This is a genomic window from Deltaproteobacteria bacterium, from assembly GCA_016874775.1.
Lineage (GTDB): Bacteria > Desulfobacterota > Binatia > Bin18 > Bin18 > VGTJ01.
This window is the reverse complement of the sequence record VGTJ01000030.1, coordinates 1-18,356: the sequence shown is the minus strand read 5'-3', so window position 1 is coordinate 18,356 and position 18,356 is coordinate 1. Positions and strand designations below refer to the sequence as shown.

18 protein-coding genes are annotated in these 18,356 nt (G+C 53.3%); 11 read left to right on the top strand and 7 right to left on the bottom strand.

Annotated features, from left to right (window positions below):
• Positions 1–20 precede the first annotated feature (20 nt).
• Positions 21–836: a DUF429 domain-containing protein gene (locus FJ147_07280; protein MBM4255684.1), complete on the bottom strand. Its 816-nt coding sequence runs from the start codon at positions 834–836 to the stop codon at positions 21–23.
• A gap of 76 nt (positions 837–912) precedes the next feature.
• Between FJ147_07280 and FJ147_07275 the strand changes: the two genes are divergently transcribed.
• The 8 genes from FJ147_07275 to FJ147_07240 all read left to right on the top strand — a co-directional run bounded on the left by FJ147_07275 (position 913) and on the right by FJ147_07240 (position 9,099).
• Positions 913–2,931 carry an NAD(+) synthase gene (locus FJ147_07275; GenBank protein MBM4255683.1) on the top strand — a complete coding sequence of 673 codons (2,019 nt, stop codon included), beginning with the start codon at positions 913–915 and terminating at the stop codon, positions 2,929–2,931.
• Positions 2,932–3,166: 235 nt separating this feature from the next.
• Positions 3,167–3,907: a sterol desaturase family protein gene (locus FJ147_07270; protein MBM4255682.1), complete on the top strand. Its 741-nt coding sequence runs from the start codon at positions 3,167–3,169 to the stop codon at positions 3,905–3,907.
• Positions 3,904–4,389, top strand: coding sequence for a hypothetical protein (locus FJ147_07265; protein MBM4255681.1), 486 nt, complete (start codon positions 3,904–3,906; stop codon positions 4,387–4,389). The genes FJ147_07270 and FJ147_07265 overlap by 4 nt, the downstream gene beginning before the upstream one ends.
• Positions 4,380–5,627: a DUF393 domain-containing protein gene (locus FJ147_07260; protein MBM4255680.1), complete on the top strand. Its 1,248-nt coding sequence runs from the start codon at positions 4,380–4,382 to the stop codon at positions 5,625–5,627. The genes FJ147_07265 and FJ147_07260 overlap by 10 nt, the downstream gene beginning before the upstream one ends.
• Before the next feature lie 47 nt (positions 5,628–5,674).
• Positions 5,675–6,088, top strand: coding sequence for a hypothetical protein (locus FJ147_07255; GenBank protein ID MBM4255679.1), 414 nt, complete (start codon positions 5,675–5,677; stop codon positions 6,086–6,088).
• Positions 6,089–6,224: 136 nt separating this feature from the next.
• Positions 6,225–7,001: an alpha/beta hydrolase gene (locus tag FJ147_07250; protein ID MBM4255678.1), complete on the top strand. Its 777-nt coding sequence runs from the start codon at positions 6,225–6,227 to the stop codon at positions 6,999–7,001.
• Positions 7,002–7,105: 104 nt separating this feature from the next.
• Positions 7,106–8,239 (top strand): LLM class flavin-dependent oxidoreductase, encoded by a 1,134-nt coding sequence (locus FJ147_07245; protein MBM4255677.1) that lies wholly within the window; start codon positions 7,106–7,108, stop codon positions 8,237–8,239.
• Between the two features lie 389 nt (positions 8,240–8,628).
• On the top strand, positions 8,629–9,099 hold the full coding sequence (locus FJ147_07240) for an OmpA family protein (GenBank protein MBM4255676.1): 471 nt from the start codon (positions 8,629–8,631) through the stop codon (positions 9,097–9,099).
• A 140-nt stretch (positions 9,100–9,239) separates the two neighbouring features.
• Here FJ147_07240 and FJ147_07235 read toward each other — a convergent pair whose 3' ends face one another.
• From FJ147_07235 to FJ147_07210, 6 genes are all read right to left on the bottom strand, one after another.
• Positions 9,240–10,367, bottom strand: coding sequence for an ABC transporter permease (locus tag FJ147_07235; GenBank protein ID MBM4255675.1), 1,128 nt, complete (start codon positions 10,365–10,367; stop codon positions 9,240–9,242).
• Positions 10,368–10,381: 14 nt separating this feature from the next.
• Positions 10,382–11,530 (bottom strand): ABC transporter permease, encoded by a 1,149-nt coding sequence (locus FJ147_07230; GenBank protein MBM4255674.1) that lies wholly within the window; start codon positions 11,528–11,530, stop codon positions 10,382–10,384.
• Positions 11,527–12,489: an ABC transporter ATP-binding protein gene (locus tag FJ147_07225; protein ID MBM4255673.1), complete on the bottom strand. Its 963-nt coding sequence runs from the start codon at positions 12,487–12,489 to the stop codon at positions 11,527–11,529. The genes FJ147_07230 and FJ147_07225 overlap by 4 nt, the downstream gene beginning before the upstream one ends.
• A 270-nt stretch (positions 12,490–12,759) precedes the next feature.
• A complete protein-coding gene (locus FJ147_07220) occupies positions 12,760–13,677 on the bottom strand; it encodes an ABC transporter ATP-binding protein (GenBank protein ID MBM4255672.1) in 918 nt (305 codons plus the stop codon).
• A gap of 35 nt (positions 13,678–13,712) precedes the next feature.
• Positions 13,713–14,771: an HlyD family secretion protein gene (locus tag FJ147_07215; GenBank protein MBM4255671.1), complete on the bottom strand. Its 1,059-nt coding sequence runs from the start codon at positions 14,769–14,771 to the stop codon at positions 13,713–13,715.
• On the bottom strand, positions 14,768–15,430 hold the full coding sequence (locus tag FJ147_07210) for a TetR/AcrR family transcriptional regulator (GenBank protein ID MBM4255670.1): 663 nt from the start codon (positions 15,428–15,430) through the stop codon (positions 14,768–14,770). Before FJ147_07210 ends, FJ147_07215 begins: the two co-directional genes overlap by 4 nt.
• A gap of 262 nt (positions 15,431–15,692) precedes the next feature.
• On the opposite strand from FJ147_07210, the gene FJ147_07205 reads away from it, so the two are divergent.
• From FJ147_07205 to FJ147_07195, 3 genes are all read left to right on the top strand, one after another.
• Positions 15,693–16,667, top strand: coding sequence for a hypothetical protein (locus FJ147_07205; GenBank protein ID MBM4255669.1), 975 nt, complete (start codon positions 15,693–15,695; stop codon positions 16,665–16,667).
• Positions 16,668–16,829: 162 nt separating this feature from the next.
• The gene (locus FJ147_07200) at positions 16,830–17,291 is read left to right on the top strand and encodes a CHRD domain-containing protein (GenBank protein ID MBM4255668.1); all 462 of its coding nucleotides are present in this window, start codon (positions 16,830–16,832) and stop codon (positions 17,289–17,291) included.
• Between the two features lie 68 nt (positions 17,292–17,359).
• The gene (locus FJ147_07195) at positions 17,360–18,181 is read left to right on the top strand and encodes a hypothetical protein (protein ID MBM4255667.1); all 822 of its coding nucleotides are present in this window, start codon (positions 17,360–17,362) and stop codon (positions 18,179–18,181) included.
• Positions 18,182–18,356: the final 175 nt, after the last annotated feature.

Genomic DNA, 18,356 nt, shown 5'->3' with positions numbered 1-18,356 from the left:
GAGCCACTGGTGAGGATGGCTCACCTCCAGATCTCCATTTTCAGGCCCTTTGCGTCTACCGGAGGCGGTGTCGGAAGTTGCTTTGCCTCGCCGCGGTTGATGCGCATAGCGGTCCAAGCCAGGGCGTAGGCATCGAGGAGGTCATCCTGGGCGACGAGGGAGCGGGGGAAGGGGCGTCTGGACTGGAGTGTTTTGCGAACAGAGTGCCTGTCATTCTGAACGGAGCGAAGCGGAGTGAAGAATCTCTCTTCGAACTGGTGAGAGAAGAGGTTCTTCGCTTTGCTCAGAATGACATTATCGTACTTGCCGGTGGTTCTATCGGGGAGCAGCCAACGACGCAGTGCTTGTCGTCGCTCCTCCCGCCCTTCCTGTGTCTTCTTGTTATATCGCATCGGCGCACCAGCAAGCATCATGAACGCCAACTCTGGAGCGGCTTCATGGATACGAGTCTGTAGCTCCGGCGTCATAAGACGATCGACCTCACGAATCTTCGGCAAGATGTTGAATGACTGAATGCTGAGTCCTCGCGTGCGGACCTGCTCGTAATGTGTTGCTTTGAGCATGGGGCGCGTTGGCGGCGTGAAGATACTGCTCGCTTTCCTGCCAAGCAGCTTGCGAGCTTGGCGGTCGCACTCTCGCCCCCCAGGTTGTGGCGTGTCGAGTAAGCCAATCGGCATATCGATGGCAATCACTGCGGGTTGAGGGTCAAGGGCGAGAATGTCGGCAAAGGTTGGGCAAAGTTTGAGGGAGTGCTTACGCATTGCTCTATTTTTGTATTCGACCAAAACGACAATCCATCCCCCTCGACAACCATCGACACCGGCAACCCAGCTCATCTCCTTACCCCCGTCTCTACTCAGCTGCGCTTTTCTGGCACATAAGAAGGTGATTCCTCAAGGAGGGAGTGACCGAATGGAACAACAAGAGACATTTGGATTGCTTCGGGTTGCTGCGGCATCACCCCAGCTGCGAGTGGCTGATTGCGCGACGAATGCCCAACACATCATCGACCTCATGGTCCAGGCCGAGCGTGAAGGGGTGGCGTTGTTGGTCTTTCCTGAACTATGTCTGACCGGCTACACCTGCGGAGATCTCTTCCAACAGCAAGCTCTGCAACAGGCGGCGTTGAGAGCGCTGAGTCAGGTGCGGGATGCGACAAATGGTCAGTTTTCCGGCGTCGTTGTTGTTGGTTTGCCACTAGTGGTGCAGGGACAGCTGTTCAATACTGCGGCTGTGCTGTCAGGTGGACGGATTCTTGGTGTGGTGCCGAAATCGTTCCTGCCCAATTATAAAGAGTTTTATGAACGACGCTGGTTTGCGCCGGCGCTGGCCGCACCACGGCAAGAGATCGAGCTTTTTGATCAAACCAGTCCGTTTGGCCATGATTTGTTATTTTCTGCCGAGAGCTGGGGCATCTTCACATTTGGTGCGGAAATTTGCGAAGATTTGTGGATTCCACAACCTCCAAGCACTCGTCAGGCGTTAGAAGGGGCGCCGGTGCTGGTGAACCTGTCGGCAAGTAGCGAGATCATTGGCAAAGCTGCGTACCGCCGCCAACTGGTGACCAGTCAGTCGGCGCGGTGTATTGCTGCTTATGTTTACAGCTCGTGCAATGTCAACGAATCTACCACCGACGTCGTTTTTAGTGGACATTGCTTGATTGCTGAGAACGGTGTGCTGCTGGCCGAGTCGCAACGATTTCGTCGCGACTCCTCTCTCCTGGTGACAGATATTGACCTTGAACATCTGCAGGAGGAGCGGGTGCAGATGGGCAGTTTTGGCGACACTGCAGCCTCTCAACGTGCTGCGGAGCCAATGCGGCGAATTCGTTTCCCTTGGCAATCCCGTCCAGCTCCAACTCGTTCAGTACGAACAGTCGAGGCGCATCCATTTGTCCCACGTGGTGCGCAAGATTTACGCGAACGCTGTGAGGAGATCTTTCACATTCAAGTAGCGGGATTGGGCAAACGGCTCCAACATCTCAATACACCAACAGTAGCTATTGGAGTGTCCGGTGGCTTGGATTCTACCCTCGCACTGCTTGTGACTTGCCGTACTGCCGATGCGATCGGCATGGAGCGTACGCGCATCCAGGGTTTGACCATGCCTGGGTTTGGTACAACTCAGAGGACAAGGCAGAATGCGTCGGCACTCATGGACCTGCTGGGGATTTCTTCTCGCGCCATTGATATTCGTCAACTGTGCTTGGAGGAGTTGCGGGCGTTAGGACATCATCCATTTGGTATCGAGCTGCCAGGTCTCTCGGTAGAAGAGTTTTCTGACCGTATTCGTCGCCTGCCAGCAGAGAAGCGGCAGGATCTCACATTTGAGAATGTGCAGGCGCGCATGCGGACGAGCCTGTTGATGAACACCGCTTTTGTGATTGGCACTGGCGATCTGTCTGAACTTGCTCTTGGTTGGGTAACGTACAACGGCGATCACATGAGTATGTACAATCCCAATGTGAGTATTCCGAAAACGCTAGTCCGTTTCCTGGTTGCGTGGGCAGCAGAGCATGAATTTACTGGAGCTACGCGCGAGACGTTACAGGCGATTGTCGATACCCCTATTTCACCTGAACTCTTACCGACCTCACAAACAGGAGAGATCGTACAAGCAACTGAAGAAGTGATCGGTCCCTACGAACTGCACGATTTTTTTCTGTTTCACTTTCTGCGCTATGGTACAGCGCCAGCCAAGATTCTCTATCTTGCCAACCAGGCGCAGTTCGATCGTGCGTACACGGCAACAGAGATTCGCCATTGGCTGAGCGTTTTTTTACAGCGGTTCTTTGCCAATCAATTCAAACGTTCGTGTCTACCCGACGGACCAAAAGTTGGGTCGGTCAGCCTCTCGCCACGTGGCGATTGGCGTATGCCCAGCGATGCCGATGTGGCAAGTTGGCTGCAGCAAATAGAGGCAAAGGCGTAGCGACATCGCTGGCTCGCGGAACAGCACCTTGCGGAAGTCTTTATATAGAACCCTTCTCCAAAAGACAGCTTGGACGCTCTGTGCACAATGCTGTACCGTGAATGTACAGCAAGGAAGTGGTGGAATTCTCCCTGTTGCCCGGTTTGAAATTATTTCCTTGATTTTCTCGCCGTGCCTTTCCTGACTGTCCCTGGCATGACACTTGCCTTTTGTCTGGACAGAGGAGCGAAGTATGATGATTCCACTTATCGTTCTTGGGACAGCAGTAGTGATGATGGGAGTAGAGATGGCACGACCAGGGCGTTCATGGCCGCAGGTTGCTCATTGGTGGTTACGCGCATTGTTGCTGAATGGCATCCAGGGGTTGATGGTACTGGTTGCTGGTGTGGCCTGGGATCAATGGATGATGCGTCACCGTCCGTGGTCTGCTGACGCGCTTGGCCTAGTGGGAGGCAGTGTTGCCGGCTACGTCGCCATTACGTTTGTCTATTGCTGGTGGCATCGTTGGCGGCATGAAGTGCCGTTGCTGTGGCAGTGGTTTCATCAAGTGCATCACAGCCCACAACGCATCGAGATCATTACCAGCTTCTATAAGCACCCGTTCGAGTTGTTCGCCAATAGTATCTTGTCGAGTGCGATTCTCTATCTCGGTGTTGGCGTTAGCCCAGCCGCGGCTGCAGGTGCTGTACTGATCAGCGGTTTAGCTGAGTTGTTCTATCATTGGAATGTGCGCACGCCGTATTGGCTTGGCTATGTCTTCCAACGGCCAGAAAGCCATTGTGTCCACCACCAAGAAGGACTGCATTCGTACAATTTCGCTGATCTGCCAATCTGGGACATGCTGTTTGGCACGTTTCGTAATCCTCTGCAGTGGCAAGGACGCTGTGGTTTTGGTCCAGAACGCGAGTATCGTCTCGGAGAAATGTTGCTCGGCGTCGATGTCAATGCGACACCTGAAACCCGGAGGGCTGCATGAATAGGGCAGCGATTGTGCTCTTGATCGTTGGCGTATTGCAAATGACTGGTGATGTCTTAGGCCTCGCGGCCCTGCGCGGTATCGGTGCAGCGACCGTGGCCTCACCTGCGCCCAAAGTGTTCTCTGCGGCACGAGGATTAGAAACATACTCTAGCCGTTTTTTTCTTGAGTGGACCGATCGCGCGGGTACTGTCCATTCGCTTGCACTCACGCCTGAGATCTACGGGAAACTGGCTGGACCCTATAACCGGCGCAATGTGTATGGAGCAGCCTTGGCGTACGGACCGGTGTTATCGACCGACCCGCGCACCCAACCGATGTTCCAAGCCGTGATTCGCTATGCCTTCTGTGGGGACGCACCAGTCTTAAAAGAGTTGGGCATCAATCCTAAGGACGTTGCAGGTCACATGCAGGTGCGGTTGGATCCGATTCCTGGGACACCAGCAGACCTCCCTCGCGTCTTGGAGGCTGTATGTCAATGAACAACGGTTGGACCGGCGGACAGTATAGCCTCTTCCGTGTTCTTTTTGGGCTGTACTTGTTCATTCATTTTGTCCACCTGATTCCGTGGGGAGCTGAGCTGTTTTCTCACCAGGGCGTATTACCACAAGGCAGTGCCAGCCCGCTGCTTTATGCGTTCCCTAATGTCTTCGCATTGTCGGATACCCCAACGTTCGTAACCACACTATTAGTGATTGCCGCAGGTGGGAGTTTGCTCTTCGCTATTGGCTATTACGACCGACTGGTTGCGGTGGTGCTCTGGTATATCTGGGCTTGTCTCTTCGGACGGAATCCGCCGATTAGCAATCCAGGCTTGCCATACGTCGGATGGTTATTGCTTGCCCACGCCTGTCTTCCTGCAGCACCATTCGGTTCATGGGCAGCACGTAATCGTACAGACCCGACTGGTTCCTGGCAGATGACGCCTTCGCTTTACGCAGTCGCGTGGATTCTTATGGCCGTAGGCTACACCTACAGCGGGCTATGGAAGCTGACGAGCCCATCGTGGCTTGATGGAACCGCACTGATGCGGGTCATGGAGAATCCCCTTGCCCGCCCAGGGCTGATTCGTGATGTGTTGCTTTCCCTACCGGAGTGGCTTTTGCGCCTCCAGACCTGGGGTGCTTTGGCCTTAGAGATTGCTTTTGCGCCGCTCGCATTGTTTGCACGTCTCCGTCCCTGGATTTGGCTTCTCATGTTGATGATGCACTTTACTCTCATGAGCGTGGTTGATTTTGCTGACCTCAGCTTTGGCATGGTGATTCTGCATCTCTTCACCTTCGATCCGGCCTGGATACGTCCGTTGATGGCGAAAGCACCTGACCTTGTTTTCTACGATGGTCATTGTGGTTTGTGTCATCGTGCGGTGCGGTTCTTATTGGCAGAAGATCGTCACGGAACAACTTTCCAGTTTGCCCCGCTCGAAAGTGAAATTTTTCTCTCAGCAATCCCTGAGTCTGAACGCGCAACGCTTCCCGACAGCATCATCGTGCGCACGGCAGATGGGGTGACGCTCATGCGTTCCGCGGCAGTGTTGTATGCACTACGGCGATTAGGTGGGGTGTGGCGAGTACTGGGAACGATCGCGAATATAATACCCGCCAGTATCCGTGATGGCGTATATGATGGGATCGCGCATATGCGCTACCGTCTTTTCCCCGCTCCAGCGGATGCATGTCCGCTCATGCCTGCTGACTTGCGCGGTAGATTCAAGATGTGATGTTCCTCTACAGTGAAGGAGGAAATACGTAGAGTAGGGAGATGCTCATGGAAGAAGCCCCAGCGCAAATGAAATTACAGCCGCTCAAGGTGTTATGGATGGCTTTTGTGGGAACGGTGGCAATCTATATTGTGATTGCCTACCTGCTTGGCTGGGAACGTGAACCAGCCTCGGACCTGTCATTTATGCTGCCGATTGCCTCAGTTGCGGCAGCAGTGGTGACCTCGTTCGCGTTTCTTGGGGGGAAGCTGTTTGCGCAAATGGAATATCAATCGTACTGCATTGTACGATGGGCGATGGCCGAATCAGTTGGCATTTTGGGCTTGCTGTTGGTCGTCCTTGGCTCTGCAAAGAATACCGCTCTGGCTTTCTTTGTGTGGTCACTTCTCTCGTTCCTTCGCTTACGTCCGACCCCCGAAGATTATCTGCAATATCTGCGTTTACGCGACGGTAAGAAGTAACCTCCGCAATGCCGCGGCGGGCTGTGCCCGCCCTACAATTCCGATTCCTAACCCTTGACCTGCCCCCCTTTTTCTCCCCCCTCTTTGCTAAACTGTGTAGAACCCGCACACTGGGCGGACGAGAGGAGAGTCGTGCATGAGTACACCACAAGAACGCTACGTGCAGGTTGGAGATTACCGGGTTCGGGTCCTTGAGGCAGGGCACGGTGATCCGTTGTTATTTCTGCATAGTGCGGTAGGAGCAGGCGTATGGACTGATGGCATTGCGCGGCTCGCGCAACGATTTCGTGCCTTGCTCCCAGATCATCCCGGGTTTGGTCCTTCGCCATTACCGGATTGGCTCGTTGGTATGGATGACATGGTATTCCACTATATGGATTTGCTTGATGCCATGAACATCAACGGTCCAATACGGGTTATGGGTGCGTCATTAGGTGGATGGATCGCTGCTGAGTTTGCCACTTTTCATCCCGAACGGGTCAAGAAGCTTATTCTGGTCGATGCCGCGGGTTTACGTATTCCGTCTGTCCCCATGCCTGATGTGTTTCGGCTCCCGCCACAAGAGCTACTGCCCCTGGCGTTTCATGATCTATCCAAAGCGATGGTGCTCATGCCAAAAGATTTTGGTCCAGACGCACTCGTACAGATGTTTCATGATCGCAGCGCTTTTGCTCGTCTGGCATGGAACCCCTATCTGCATGATCCGAAACTGCCACGTCGACTGCACCATGCGACCGTTCCTGCTTTAGTTATTTGGGGCCAGCAAGATCGCCTGATTCCTCCGGTCTATGCTGAGGAATATAAACGCCTGCTGCCAACTGCAGAGGTTGCCTACATCGATCAGTGTGGGCATGACCCAACGATTGAACAACCAGAAGAGTTTGCTCGTATAGCAGTGGAGTTTCTACGATAAGAACGGCTTTGGGATTTCGGCTCTAGGTTTTGGGAAGGCAACCACGTTTTTTCCCAAGTCTAGAGCCCAGAGCCTCAAGCCTAGAGCCAAGGAGCGAAGCGATAATGCAATCCTACTTTTTTCATCTCATGCCGTGGACGGATTATCCCGAAGATTTCGATCAAAAATATGAATCCTCGTGGGTGACATTCCCAAACACATTCTACGATCCAGTCAAAGGTGCAGACTTATACAATCGCTATCTCGATGAACTGGAGTATGCTGATACGTTGGGCTACGACGGCATCTGCGTTAATGAGCACCATCAGAATGCGTATGGATTGATGCCATCGCCGAACGTCATTGCCGGGATGTTGGCGCGGCGCACAAAAAACGCCAAGATTGCCGTCCTTGGCAATGGACTTCCGCTCCGTGCCAATCCATTACGCGTGGCTGAAGAAATGGCGATGCTCGATGTTGTCACCCGTGGCCGGGTGATTTCAGGGTTCGTACGTGGAATTGGTTGCGAATATCTTTCGCTTGATATGAATCCGACTTTCTCCCGCGACATGTTTTATGAGGCGCATGAGCTCATCGTTCGTGCATGGACGGAACCAGGCCCATTCGAGTTTTTGGGGAAACACTATCAGTATCGTTATGTGAATGTGTGGCCACGGCCGTACAGCAAGCCGCATCCTCCGATTTGGCTCCCTTCGGCTGGTAGCTCGGAGACCATCGAGTTCGCAGCAGAACATCGCTATCCCTATGTGTCGGTTTTTACGCCGATTGAAAATGTCAAACGTCTCCTCACCGCGTACCGCACCTGTGCACGTGAAAAATTTCAATATGACCCTCATCCATCGCAGCTTGGGTATGCCCCTGGCGCGTATGTCTCAGATGACGAACAACGAGCCAAAGATGAAGCGACCGCACACGGTCAATTCTTCATGACGAAAGCATTCAAGATCCCTCCGCATTTTTTGATTCCGCCCGGCTATGTGACAGAGAACTCGCTGCGCGGTTTCCTTGCTGCGGGTCTTGGGCAAGGAGGGCCACTCGGCGATATGATTGCTGGCACGCCGAAGACAGTGGCTGATCGCTTGATTGCCGATTACGACTTCCTTGGTGGCTTTGGGTACACCATCGCTGGGGCAGGGCCGGGCAATGCCACGCATGAGCAGACGATGAAGCATATGACGCTCTTTCAGACTGAGGTTATGCCTGTACTTAAGAAGTACCATATGCAGAAAACCTCCTAGGCGTTTGGGAGACTACTGGGGCTAATTTCGCCATTTGCTTCGCGTCAAGAATTAAGCTAGCAGTATGGAGACCAGATTGCTTCCAGGGGGGAAGAAAAATCAGTTTTGCAAACCGCTGTACTAGGGCTAGGCAGAAGGATGAGGAAAGGAGACGTGCGATGAGACGAGGTATGAGATTCTGGGCCCTATGGGCCTTAGCGCTCATAGGAATGACAAGCGGTTGTACGATGTCACCGCGTAAACGAGATGGTGCGGTACTCGGCGCCATGGTTGGAGCTATTGTTGGTGGTGGTGTCGGTGCTGGTGTTGGACCGGAATTCCGCCATAAAGGAACTGGTGATGATGATGAACGAGCTGCAGGCATCGGCATCGGTGTCGCTGCTGGTGCGATCATAGGTGCCGCGATTGGTTATCTGTGGGCAAGCGATGAAGAACCCGCACCACCACCTCCTCCTCCACCGCCGGCTCCGGCCCCAGCGCCAACACCGCCGCCAGCGATTACGTCGGGGACGACGATTCGGTTACGCGGGGTGAACTTTGACTATGATAAGTCCAACATTCGGTCGGATGCGGCTGCGGTGTTGGATGAAGCGGCGCGGTTGTTGAAAGACAATCCGGATGTGAAAGTGCGGATTGTAGCGCATACCGATTCGATTGGGTCGGATGAGTACAACCAACGCTTATCCGAGCGACGGGCGCAATCGGTGAAGGGGTACTTGGTGTCCAAGGGAGTGGCGGCGAGTCGCTTGACGACGGAAGGTCGGGGCGAGCGGGAGCCGATAGCTGACAACACGAAGAACGGCAGGGACAATCCTGAAGGTCGGGCGATGAACCGTCGTGCCGACTTGAAAGTCGAATAACCACCCCTAGCAAGGTTGTCTGACTCTCTCAGGCAACCTATCAGTGCGAGCGGAGCGAAGCAATCTCTGTTTTCGGACAGGGGTTGATTCGTCGTCTGCGCCTCTTCGCAATGACAACGTTCCCACTTCTTAGACATTGCTCACCCCAGCTTCGCTTTCGTTACTGCGACTGCGGCGACGAGTGAAGCTAGAAAAAACCCGCTCAAGAACAGTAGGTCACCCTGCACTTCGGCAAATCCGGAGCCCTTAAGCACAATGGCATGAAGCGCGTGGGCAAAATACCTGGCCGGAAGACAATGCGAGAGTGCGCTAATGATTGGCGGATAATTATCTGTTGGCATGAGAATGCCTGTGATCATAATGGACGGGAACATCACGAAAAATCCGAGAAATATCGCTTGTTGAATGTTACGGGCACGGGAGGCAAAGAATACGCCGAACGCCATCGTGGCAAACATGAATACCAGGGCAACAAGCGCCAGCAGCAACAAACTGCCCTTGACTGCAATGCCATAGACGAGGTAGCCACCGGCTTGAAAAAGAAGGAGTGAGACAAGGCCGATCCCAATGTAGGGAATCATTTTGCCGAGCATGATTTCCGACAACGATAGAGGAGTCGAGAGAAGCTGCTCAAAGGTACCGCGTTCGCGTTCTCCTACCAAACCAACCGCAGCAATCATGAGGCAAATTTGTGTGAGCATGTTCGCTGGCATTGCCGATAGTAGGCCAAAGCGATCCTGCAATCCGGGGTTGTACCAATAGCGCTTCTCGATCGATACGCGTGGCGCGAGAAATTTTTGTTCACTACGATCACGTGATGGGAGTTCACTCGCTGAGAATGCGCTTGCAGTTTGCGTAATATAATTCCCGAGCCGTAACGCGCTCGCGGTTTTCGCGCCATTGAGCAAAATCTGAATCGGTGTTTCCTGGCCGCGGGCGAGTTTGTCGTCAAAATTCCACGGGATGATCACACCTGCGAGTCCATCTTTCTGCCGGAGGAAGTCCACAACGGCGTCTTCACTCAAGACGAACTGAGGCTCACGTAGCGCTGTCAGTGAGGCTAAGTCGGAAATGAGCTGCCGTGACCGTGTCGTCTGCGATTGGTCATAGACGACCCACTCCGCATTGTTCACTTCATTCGTGATTGCGAGCCCGAACAAGACGAGATACAGGATCGGCTGCACGAGAATAGCAGCAACAAGGCCGTGATCTCGCCGCATCGTTCGTCCTTCCTTACGTGCCACCGCTAACACGTTACGCCGCCGCATGCTTTTTCCTTTCCTTAGTTGCTCCGCGTAATGGTACGCGAGACTCGTGCGACCAAGAGCACCAGAAACGCACAGAGAATAAGGACTTCTAGCCAGAGGTCGGAGAATCCTTGCCCTTTCATATACACACCACGAGTGATGCGAAGGTAGTGAGTGATCGGGAACAACTCACCGATGGCACGAAATGGCATGCGCATGAGAGAGAGTGGGAACAAGAAATCTGAGAGCATCAATTGTGGCACCATGATGAGAATACTGCGTTCCAGCGCGTCAACCGACGAGTGGGCGAGACTGGAAATCAGCAAGCCCATAGATAAGCCGATCAACAGAAAAATTGGTGTGATGGCTAATAAGAGCGTGACGTTGCCGACTGGAAAGACCCCAAAGATCAACCAACTGAAAAAAACGCTGGCTATGATGGCTCCCATAGCGACTACACCGAACGGGAGAATCTTTCCCAGCACGATCTCAAGCGAGGTCATGGGAGTAACAAGGAGTTGTTCAAGAGTCCCGGCTTCTCGTTCGCGGACGAGCGAGATGGCGGTAATGAGAATCGTGAGAAACATGCAGATCATTCCGAGTAAGCCAGGAATCGTATACGCGGTGCTCGACAGGGTAGGGTTAAACAAGACACGCGTACGCGGCGTCACCACGCCGATGGCTTCTGGACGCAAATTGCGCTCGGTGAGTGGTGAGCGTTCCAGGCGTGTGCGGGTATAGTACGTTCGCGCAATCGCGGAGAGAAACCCCTCCGTACTGGTGGCGAGTGTAGTGTCTGAGGCATCGAGCACAAGACCGAGGCGAACTTCTTCGCGGTTCGCGATCACTTCGCTGAAATCGGCAGGAATCAAGAGCGCCGCGCGACAATGCTGGCGACCGAAGAACGAGTCGATGGAGCTCAGATCTTGTAATGGGCTAACGATAAAGTAGTGGGTGGCGGTAATGTCGCTGAGCAGTTGCCGACTTTCGCGTGTCTGCGCTCGGTCGAGTACGCAGAGTGGCAGATGATCGAAATCCGTAGTGATGGCATATGCCAGCAACGTGATTTGCAGCGCGGGGATGAGTAACATGACGGTGAGTGTAAACCGGTCACGCCGCAACTCGACAAACTCACGCCAGAGGAGAATCCGCAAGCGACCCAGTTTGCGGCCCAGTGCATTCATGAGGCTGTCTCCGCCCGCCCTTGTCGCTGCCGAATCCGCCCAGCAAAAACCTCTTCTATAGAAGGGAGCGCCGCGGTGTACTCTAAGGTTGGGTTGATGGTATGCAAGGCGTGACGCATGTGGCTGACCTCCTCCTTGTTGTTAGTCGGGAGTAACAGGAAGACTGCGTCCGATGTATCTTGGTGTACGGTATAGCCAAGGGCAGAGAGGGGGGCGACAGCGTGAGTCACGATTTGTGGGTTGTCATGCAAGAGACGGACGCGGTATCCTCCGGCGAAGGCAATTTTGAGGCCGAGCGGCGTATCGAGGCCGATGAGCTGCCCCTGATCGATAAAGCCCACGCGGTGCGCATTTTCCATCTCGTCGAGATAATGAGTGGTCACAAACAATGTCTTCCCTTCAGTAGCCAGGTCCTGAATCAATCCCCAAAAGACCTGCCGGTTTATCAGATCGACTCCGGCTGTTGGTTCATCAAGAAAAACAATTTCCGGATTGTGTAAGAGGGAGCAGGCAAGGGCAATGCGTTGCTTAATGCCGCTCGGTAACTCACGTACCAGAGCGTGCTCTTGGCCTGTAAGGTGCAAACGGGGGAATAGGGCAGCCTGTCGGTTCGTGATTTGGGCTGACGTCAGACTATAGAGGCCACCAAAAAATTGAACATTTTCCTGAACCGTCAGATTGGCGTAGAGAGAAACCTTCTGTGACATATAGCCGATACGTGCGCTGATCTGGGCCGCTTGCGTGTGGACATCGAGCCCGGCGACTCGGGCTGCGCCTTCACTTGGCGCCAGCAAGCCGCAGAGCATGCGAATCGTAGTGGATTTGCCGGACCCGTTGGAGCCGAGGAAGCCGAATACCTCGCCGCGTTGTACCTGAAAGGTCACATGGTCGACCGCGGTGAACGACCCAAACCTGCGCGTGAGATTGTTGGTGACGATGAGTGCGTTTTCGTCGGTCATAAGGGACTCGCTAAGAGGGGATGCTCGAGCCAGAAATAGAGAAAAAATTCTGAGAGTCTAAGTCAAACCACGAAAGATTGGTACACGAATGCCATCACTCTAAGTGAAGAGAAGGGTCTCTCAAGGAGATCCTCCTCTGCGCTCAGAATGACACAGCTTGGAGTTTGTTGCAGAAAGTGTACGAATGTTCTCAAGTCTGATTGAGGAATCAAAAAAGATTTTCCTTTCGACCTTTTGTTCTTCCCTATAGCCTGACAGCCTCTAGCCTTTTTATTCACCTTCCGCCTGCTCTGTAAGTTCAGTGAATACCATTTCCAACGTCGGTGTGATCACCTCTATGGTCAGCGCGTCCTGATCAAGCGCAGAAACCGCGGTCTGTACCTCAGCCCGGGACAGTGTGGTTTCTACGGTTACTGTTTCACCAACGATACGGACCCGGTGTAGCCACGGCGCGTGTTGTATGCGAGTCATGATGTCCGGCCGGAGATCGCCAAGGAGCCGGTACGTGTTCCGAGGAAACTGGGCTTTGATATCCGCTGGGGCCCCTTGTATGCGAATCTTGCCACGATAGAGATACGCGACACGATCACAGCGGTCAGCTTCATCGAGATAGCCTGTCGACATGATAATCGTGACGTCTTGCAGCTGGCGCAAGATAGCCCACATTTCACCACGGGCAATCAGATCAACGCCATTATTTGGTTCATCGAGAATTAACACGTGTGGTTGATGCAACAGCGCACAGATGAGTGCCAGCTTCTGTTTCATGCCTCCGGATAAGGCTGAAGCGAGAAAAGTGGTAAACTTCTCCAGTTGTGCAATGGCGAGAAGCTCCGCCGCGCGTTGGCGAAACACGCGACGGGGTAAGCCGTGCACGTCAGCGAAAAACTCGAGATTGTGTTGCACACTGAGATCTTGATACAGGCTGAAGGTCTGTGGCACATACCCCAGGCGTTCTTTAATAGGTTGTGTCTGCGAGGCGAGTGCGTAGCCAAGGACTGACGCGTGCTCTGCTTCAAATTCCAACAAGCCGACCAGAATCCGTAGCAACGTGGTCTTCCCAGCACCGTCAGGTCCGACGACGCCAAAGATACACGGTCGATCGATAGTCAAGGAAACATCATCGAGAGCGACCACGGCCCCAAAGCGTTTGCGCAGATGACTCACTGTGATAATTGGCGTATCCATCAGGCGTTATCTCAACTGGTGCATGTTGGAGCCGCTCACGACGGTGAGGCGGAAGTTGCGGTTGTTGTCGGTATCGATGCTGGCGCATGGCTATCCAGCAGTACCGTGCCTTCCATGCCTGGTTTCAAGCGCTCGACGTGCTCTAGGATACGTACTTTGGTGGCAAAGACCTGCGTAATGCGATCACTTCTGACCTCGATATTCTTCGGGGTAAACTGCGCCATATCTTCGATAAAACTCACTTCACCGGGGAAGAATTCGCCAGGGGTGGCGTCAGGCTCGATACGTACCCGGTCTCCGACGCGCACCTTACCCAAATCCGGAACCGGAATATAAATCCGTACGTACTTATCGAGTGGATCTAACAATGTCGCAATGCCGACACCAGGAGTGACGTATTCGCCTGTACGAATCAGGCGCGTTTGTACCGTACAGTCGCACGGAGCGTGGATCGTGTATTTATCAAGAATGATGCGCATTTGGTTGAGGCGTTCTGTTTCTACGCCGAGTTGGTGTTTCTGGACGTTCAACGCATCTTCAGCGATTTGAATTTGTCGGAGATTGGCCTCAGCGTTGGCGACCGCTTGCTGCTCCCGTGCCACAGAGGCTCGTGTCACGTCAAGTTGATTCTTTGCCTGATCAAATCGTTGCTGGCTGAGCACCTCTGCCTGCAACAACTCTTTCCGTCTGGTGAACTCCTTTTGAGCGAACTCCGTATCGGAGTTGGCTTTGGTGAGGTTCGCTTTTGCTGCAGCGAGTTGGGTCGGGTACGTGTCGCGTGTCCAGGTCAATTGTGTCTCGGCCTGTCGGATCTTTGCTTGGATTAAGCCCAGGTTCAGTTCTTGCTGAGCGACTTGGGACCGGTAGTCACGCGCGTCTACATCGACAAGGACATCGCCTTGTTTCACCTGGGCTCCGTCGGTGAAGGTGACATTCATGACTCTTCCACTAATCTCACTTTTAATGACTTTCTCTTCGCCTTCGACAAAGCCGGTGAACGACAGTGGTACTGGGCGCCGCGAGTGCTGATACCACCAGGTGCCAGCGCCTGCAGCAATGAGCAACAGCAAAAGAACTGGCAGAACCTTTTTCATGCGTGTCTCTCCCTCTTTGACCGAATACCGTGAAGAAAAATGTCTGTAAGTGAGTCCACAATCTGTTTCTCGGAAAACGACGTGAAGCGTTTACCACCGAGATGTTCCTGCGTGACTGCCATGATGAGGAACATGCCAGCGAACGCGCGCCCCGTAAGGATTGGGTCCAGTTTCCGTATGGTTCCTGCTGCCATCGCGTCCTGCAACAATGCCGCGATGCGCTGGTTTACGGCAAGAACAATGCGTTCAAAATACAACTGCCCCCACTCTGGATGCCGCAGTGTCTCCGCCGCAATCAAACCAAAGAAGGCGAGATATGCAGGTGTGCGAAAGCGACGATACATCGTGCGGGCGATAGAGCGAAGTGTGTCAGCAAGTGTCTCTTTCGTACGCGAAGGGATGGACAGGTTGCTGACGATCTCATCGAGCGCAGGAACGACCTGCTGTGCGGTTGCAATGAAAAGATCTTCTTTGTTTTTGAAATAAAGATAGATGGTGCCCTTGCTGATGCCAGCTTCTTTGGCGACATCGTCCAACGTTGTCTGGTGTAGACCACGGCGAGTAAAGACGCGGAGGGCGGCAGCGGAAATTTCTTCTGGACGCTCGGTCGGGCGTCGGTGCCAGCGCGGTTTTCGTATGAGCATCGTCCGAGAGGGCATAAGATGTCCATTTATTAACTGACTGGTCAGTTAGTTAATTCTTGCAGGAAAGTCAATTCCAGGATTTCTCGTGATCGGGAAGCGAGATGAAGAGAACATGTTCGTGCGGTGCTGGTTGCTGCACGAAAAAAATTCTGCGACGGGAATAAATTGCTATCAGGATTTTCCTGACAGCCAATTGGATGAGAAATAAACCTTCTGCAAAGAGGATTACAGAACACGTTGTCTCAGCATAATCATCTTTTGGAGAAGGAGGTATTTTATGAAGCAACAGCAGGTCGTACGCTTTTTCCGGGTGGGTCTTTGCGCGGCAGTTGTGGGAATGAGTACTCTGGCAACGGCTGATATTACGAGGAACTGGGAAAGCCCAGCAAACAACCAGGAAATCTCTGGTATTCAGCAGTTTCGTGGTTTTGCGTTTTCCACAACGAGTTCGCAACCACTATCGGTAAAACTTCTTGTGACTTCACCGCTCAATACGACGATCGAGGTTCCCTGGGGGGCCGCCCGTGGAGATGTGGGTGCAAATCCACCGCAGTTAAATAGTGGTTTTGGGGTAACCGTCAATGCAGGGTTATTGCCGGCGGGGTCGACAGCGTCGATTACCTTGGAAGTGCGCGAAAGTGGCAGTTCCGGTGCATGTACTGCGCCGACGTGCGTGAGCGAAACCCGCACGTTTACGGTTGCCAAACCCGGCGCGCGATCAGGTGAAGCGAATACTGCTTTCTCCTTTCTGAATGATCTAGATGTGGCCGGGGCGACCAATCTGCTGGTTGATGGTGATGAGATTATCGTTGCCCCTGTTGATGTGGTTGACAGTGGGAATGGTGGCACACGCAAATCCACGATTCGTTTGCGCTGGATTCAAAACGCGCAGGCTTTCGGTACGGTCGATGCAGCTTCGGGAACGAGCTTTGCTGGAGTGCAATCGATTCTGACGAAATATAATTGCGCCGCGAGTGGTTGTCATGGCTCGTCGGGTGCGCAGGCTGGATTGAATCTCGAATCCGGGCAGGCCTTCAGAAACATGATTGCCAAGAGTTCTGAAGATGCTACCCGTCTACGTATCAATCCTGGGAATTCGACCGCCAGTTATCTGTTCCAAAAAGTAAGAGCTGGAGGAAACATCACTGGCGGTCGTATGCCACTCGGTTGTAGTGGCAATAACTGTCTCACTGATGCTGAGGTCGCGACGATTCAGAGCTGGATTGATGAAGGAGCTCCGCCACCGCAGTAGATATTTTCACTCAGCGAACTGAATTGTTGCCGAGAGTTCTATCGGGGCACGGTATACCGTGCCCCGATTTTTTTTCACAACAATCTGTCAGATCCATGGAGAAGGGAAATAAATTCTCAGCAGGCAAGATTCAATAACGAATGGAAAGGAAAGGAGGGTCACATGAGGTCTGTATTTCGTAGGGTAGTGAGTTGGAGGTTTCTCGCAGTAGGGGCACTGCTTTTGGGGATTGCTGGAATGCCAGGTTCTGCCATGGCGCAAAGGGCAACGGACTTTACGTCGAATCTCAATGCCGGACAAGAAGTGCCAGCAGGCTCAAGTAATGGAATGGGCGTTGCCTATCTCAACATCGACGGTCAGGACCGTTTGTGTGTTGCTCTCACAGTTCAAGACCTGGAAGGGCAAATCGTCGCCGCACACATTCACGGCCCAGCCGCTCCGGGAGTCAACGGCCCGGTCATTTTTGATTTGAAGCCAAACGGAAGCCCCATCAACATTTGTGTTGGCCCACCGACGGCTGACCAGCTGAGAGAATTACGCAGGGGGCTCTGGTACCTCAACGTACACACTTCGGAAGCTGCTGCTGGTGAAATCCGTGGGCAGATCATGCCGGTGAGGAAGTAATCTCGCATCTTGGCTAAACGTTGAACCGATGCGGTTATGTGACTGGGGTCAAGGATAAAGAAGGAGATATGATCATGCGTAGTATAAAGACGATTATGGCAGCGTGTGCGCTTGTGGCTATAGCGGTTGCTCCGGCGGCAGCTGAATCTGTATCAGTAACGCTTACTAACACTGGTTCCCCTGGCGAGACCGGGAGTGGCACTGCAAAAGTTGACCTGGCGTTAGGAAAAGTCGAAGTGTTACTGAAAGATTTGAAGGTTGTGTCTCATGCGGGGGCCAACGGCTTGAACGTACTCGGCTATTCCGCCTGGCTGGTGAATTCTGAAAATGCTTTGGGAAAACTGAACCTTGGCGTGGTGCTGCCGAAAGCTGATGGGACTGCGTTCCTGGCGTTTGAAGCTCCGACCGCTCGTGCCAACCTTACTGGACTTGGTTTTAATGTGGTGGTCGTGACAACCGAGACCGAACTCGATGTTGCCCGCTCGCAGCCTTCTGGACCACCGATTGCGGCAGGGCCGATTCCAGGGACTGCTGCTGTCGTTACCCCACCTCCTGCCTTTGAAGTCCTGATGGGCAAGTTGGATGACGATGTCTTTGGCTTCCAACCGAAACAAATCACTATTCTTTCGGGACAAAGTGTACGTTGGACCAACGTCAGCCCGTCGTTTATTTTCCCTCATACTGCGACGCGAACAGAAGCAATCGACGGAACCACACCAAGTGCAGGAGAGGTATTCGATAGCGGACCTGTTGCTCCAAATGCGTCACTCGTACGGACTTTCACCCTGCCAGAGGCGACCCCGTTTGCGCTGTACAATTATCATTGCACTCCTCACCTCCAATTAGGCATGACCGGCCGAATTCTGGTGATTGCACCACAACAACAATAGTCCTTCTTCGTTTCGTTGGGGGCGCGCTGCTCTCGCCATCCCTGTAAGGGTCGGTTGACTACCGTCGCATCGCCAGAATCCGCGCAGTCGATACGTGCGTTTGTTTTTTGCCACTCAGTTTGTGAGGTACTGGCTTCTTCGGCCCGCGTTTGGACTTGGTGTATTTCTGCGGGTC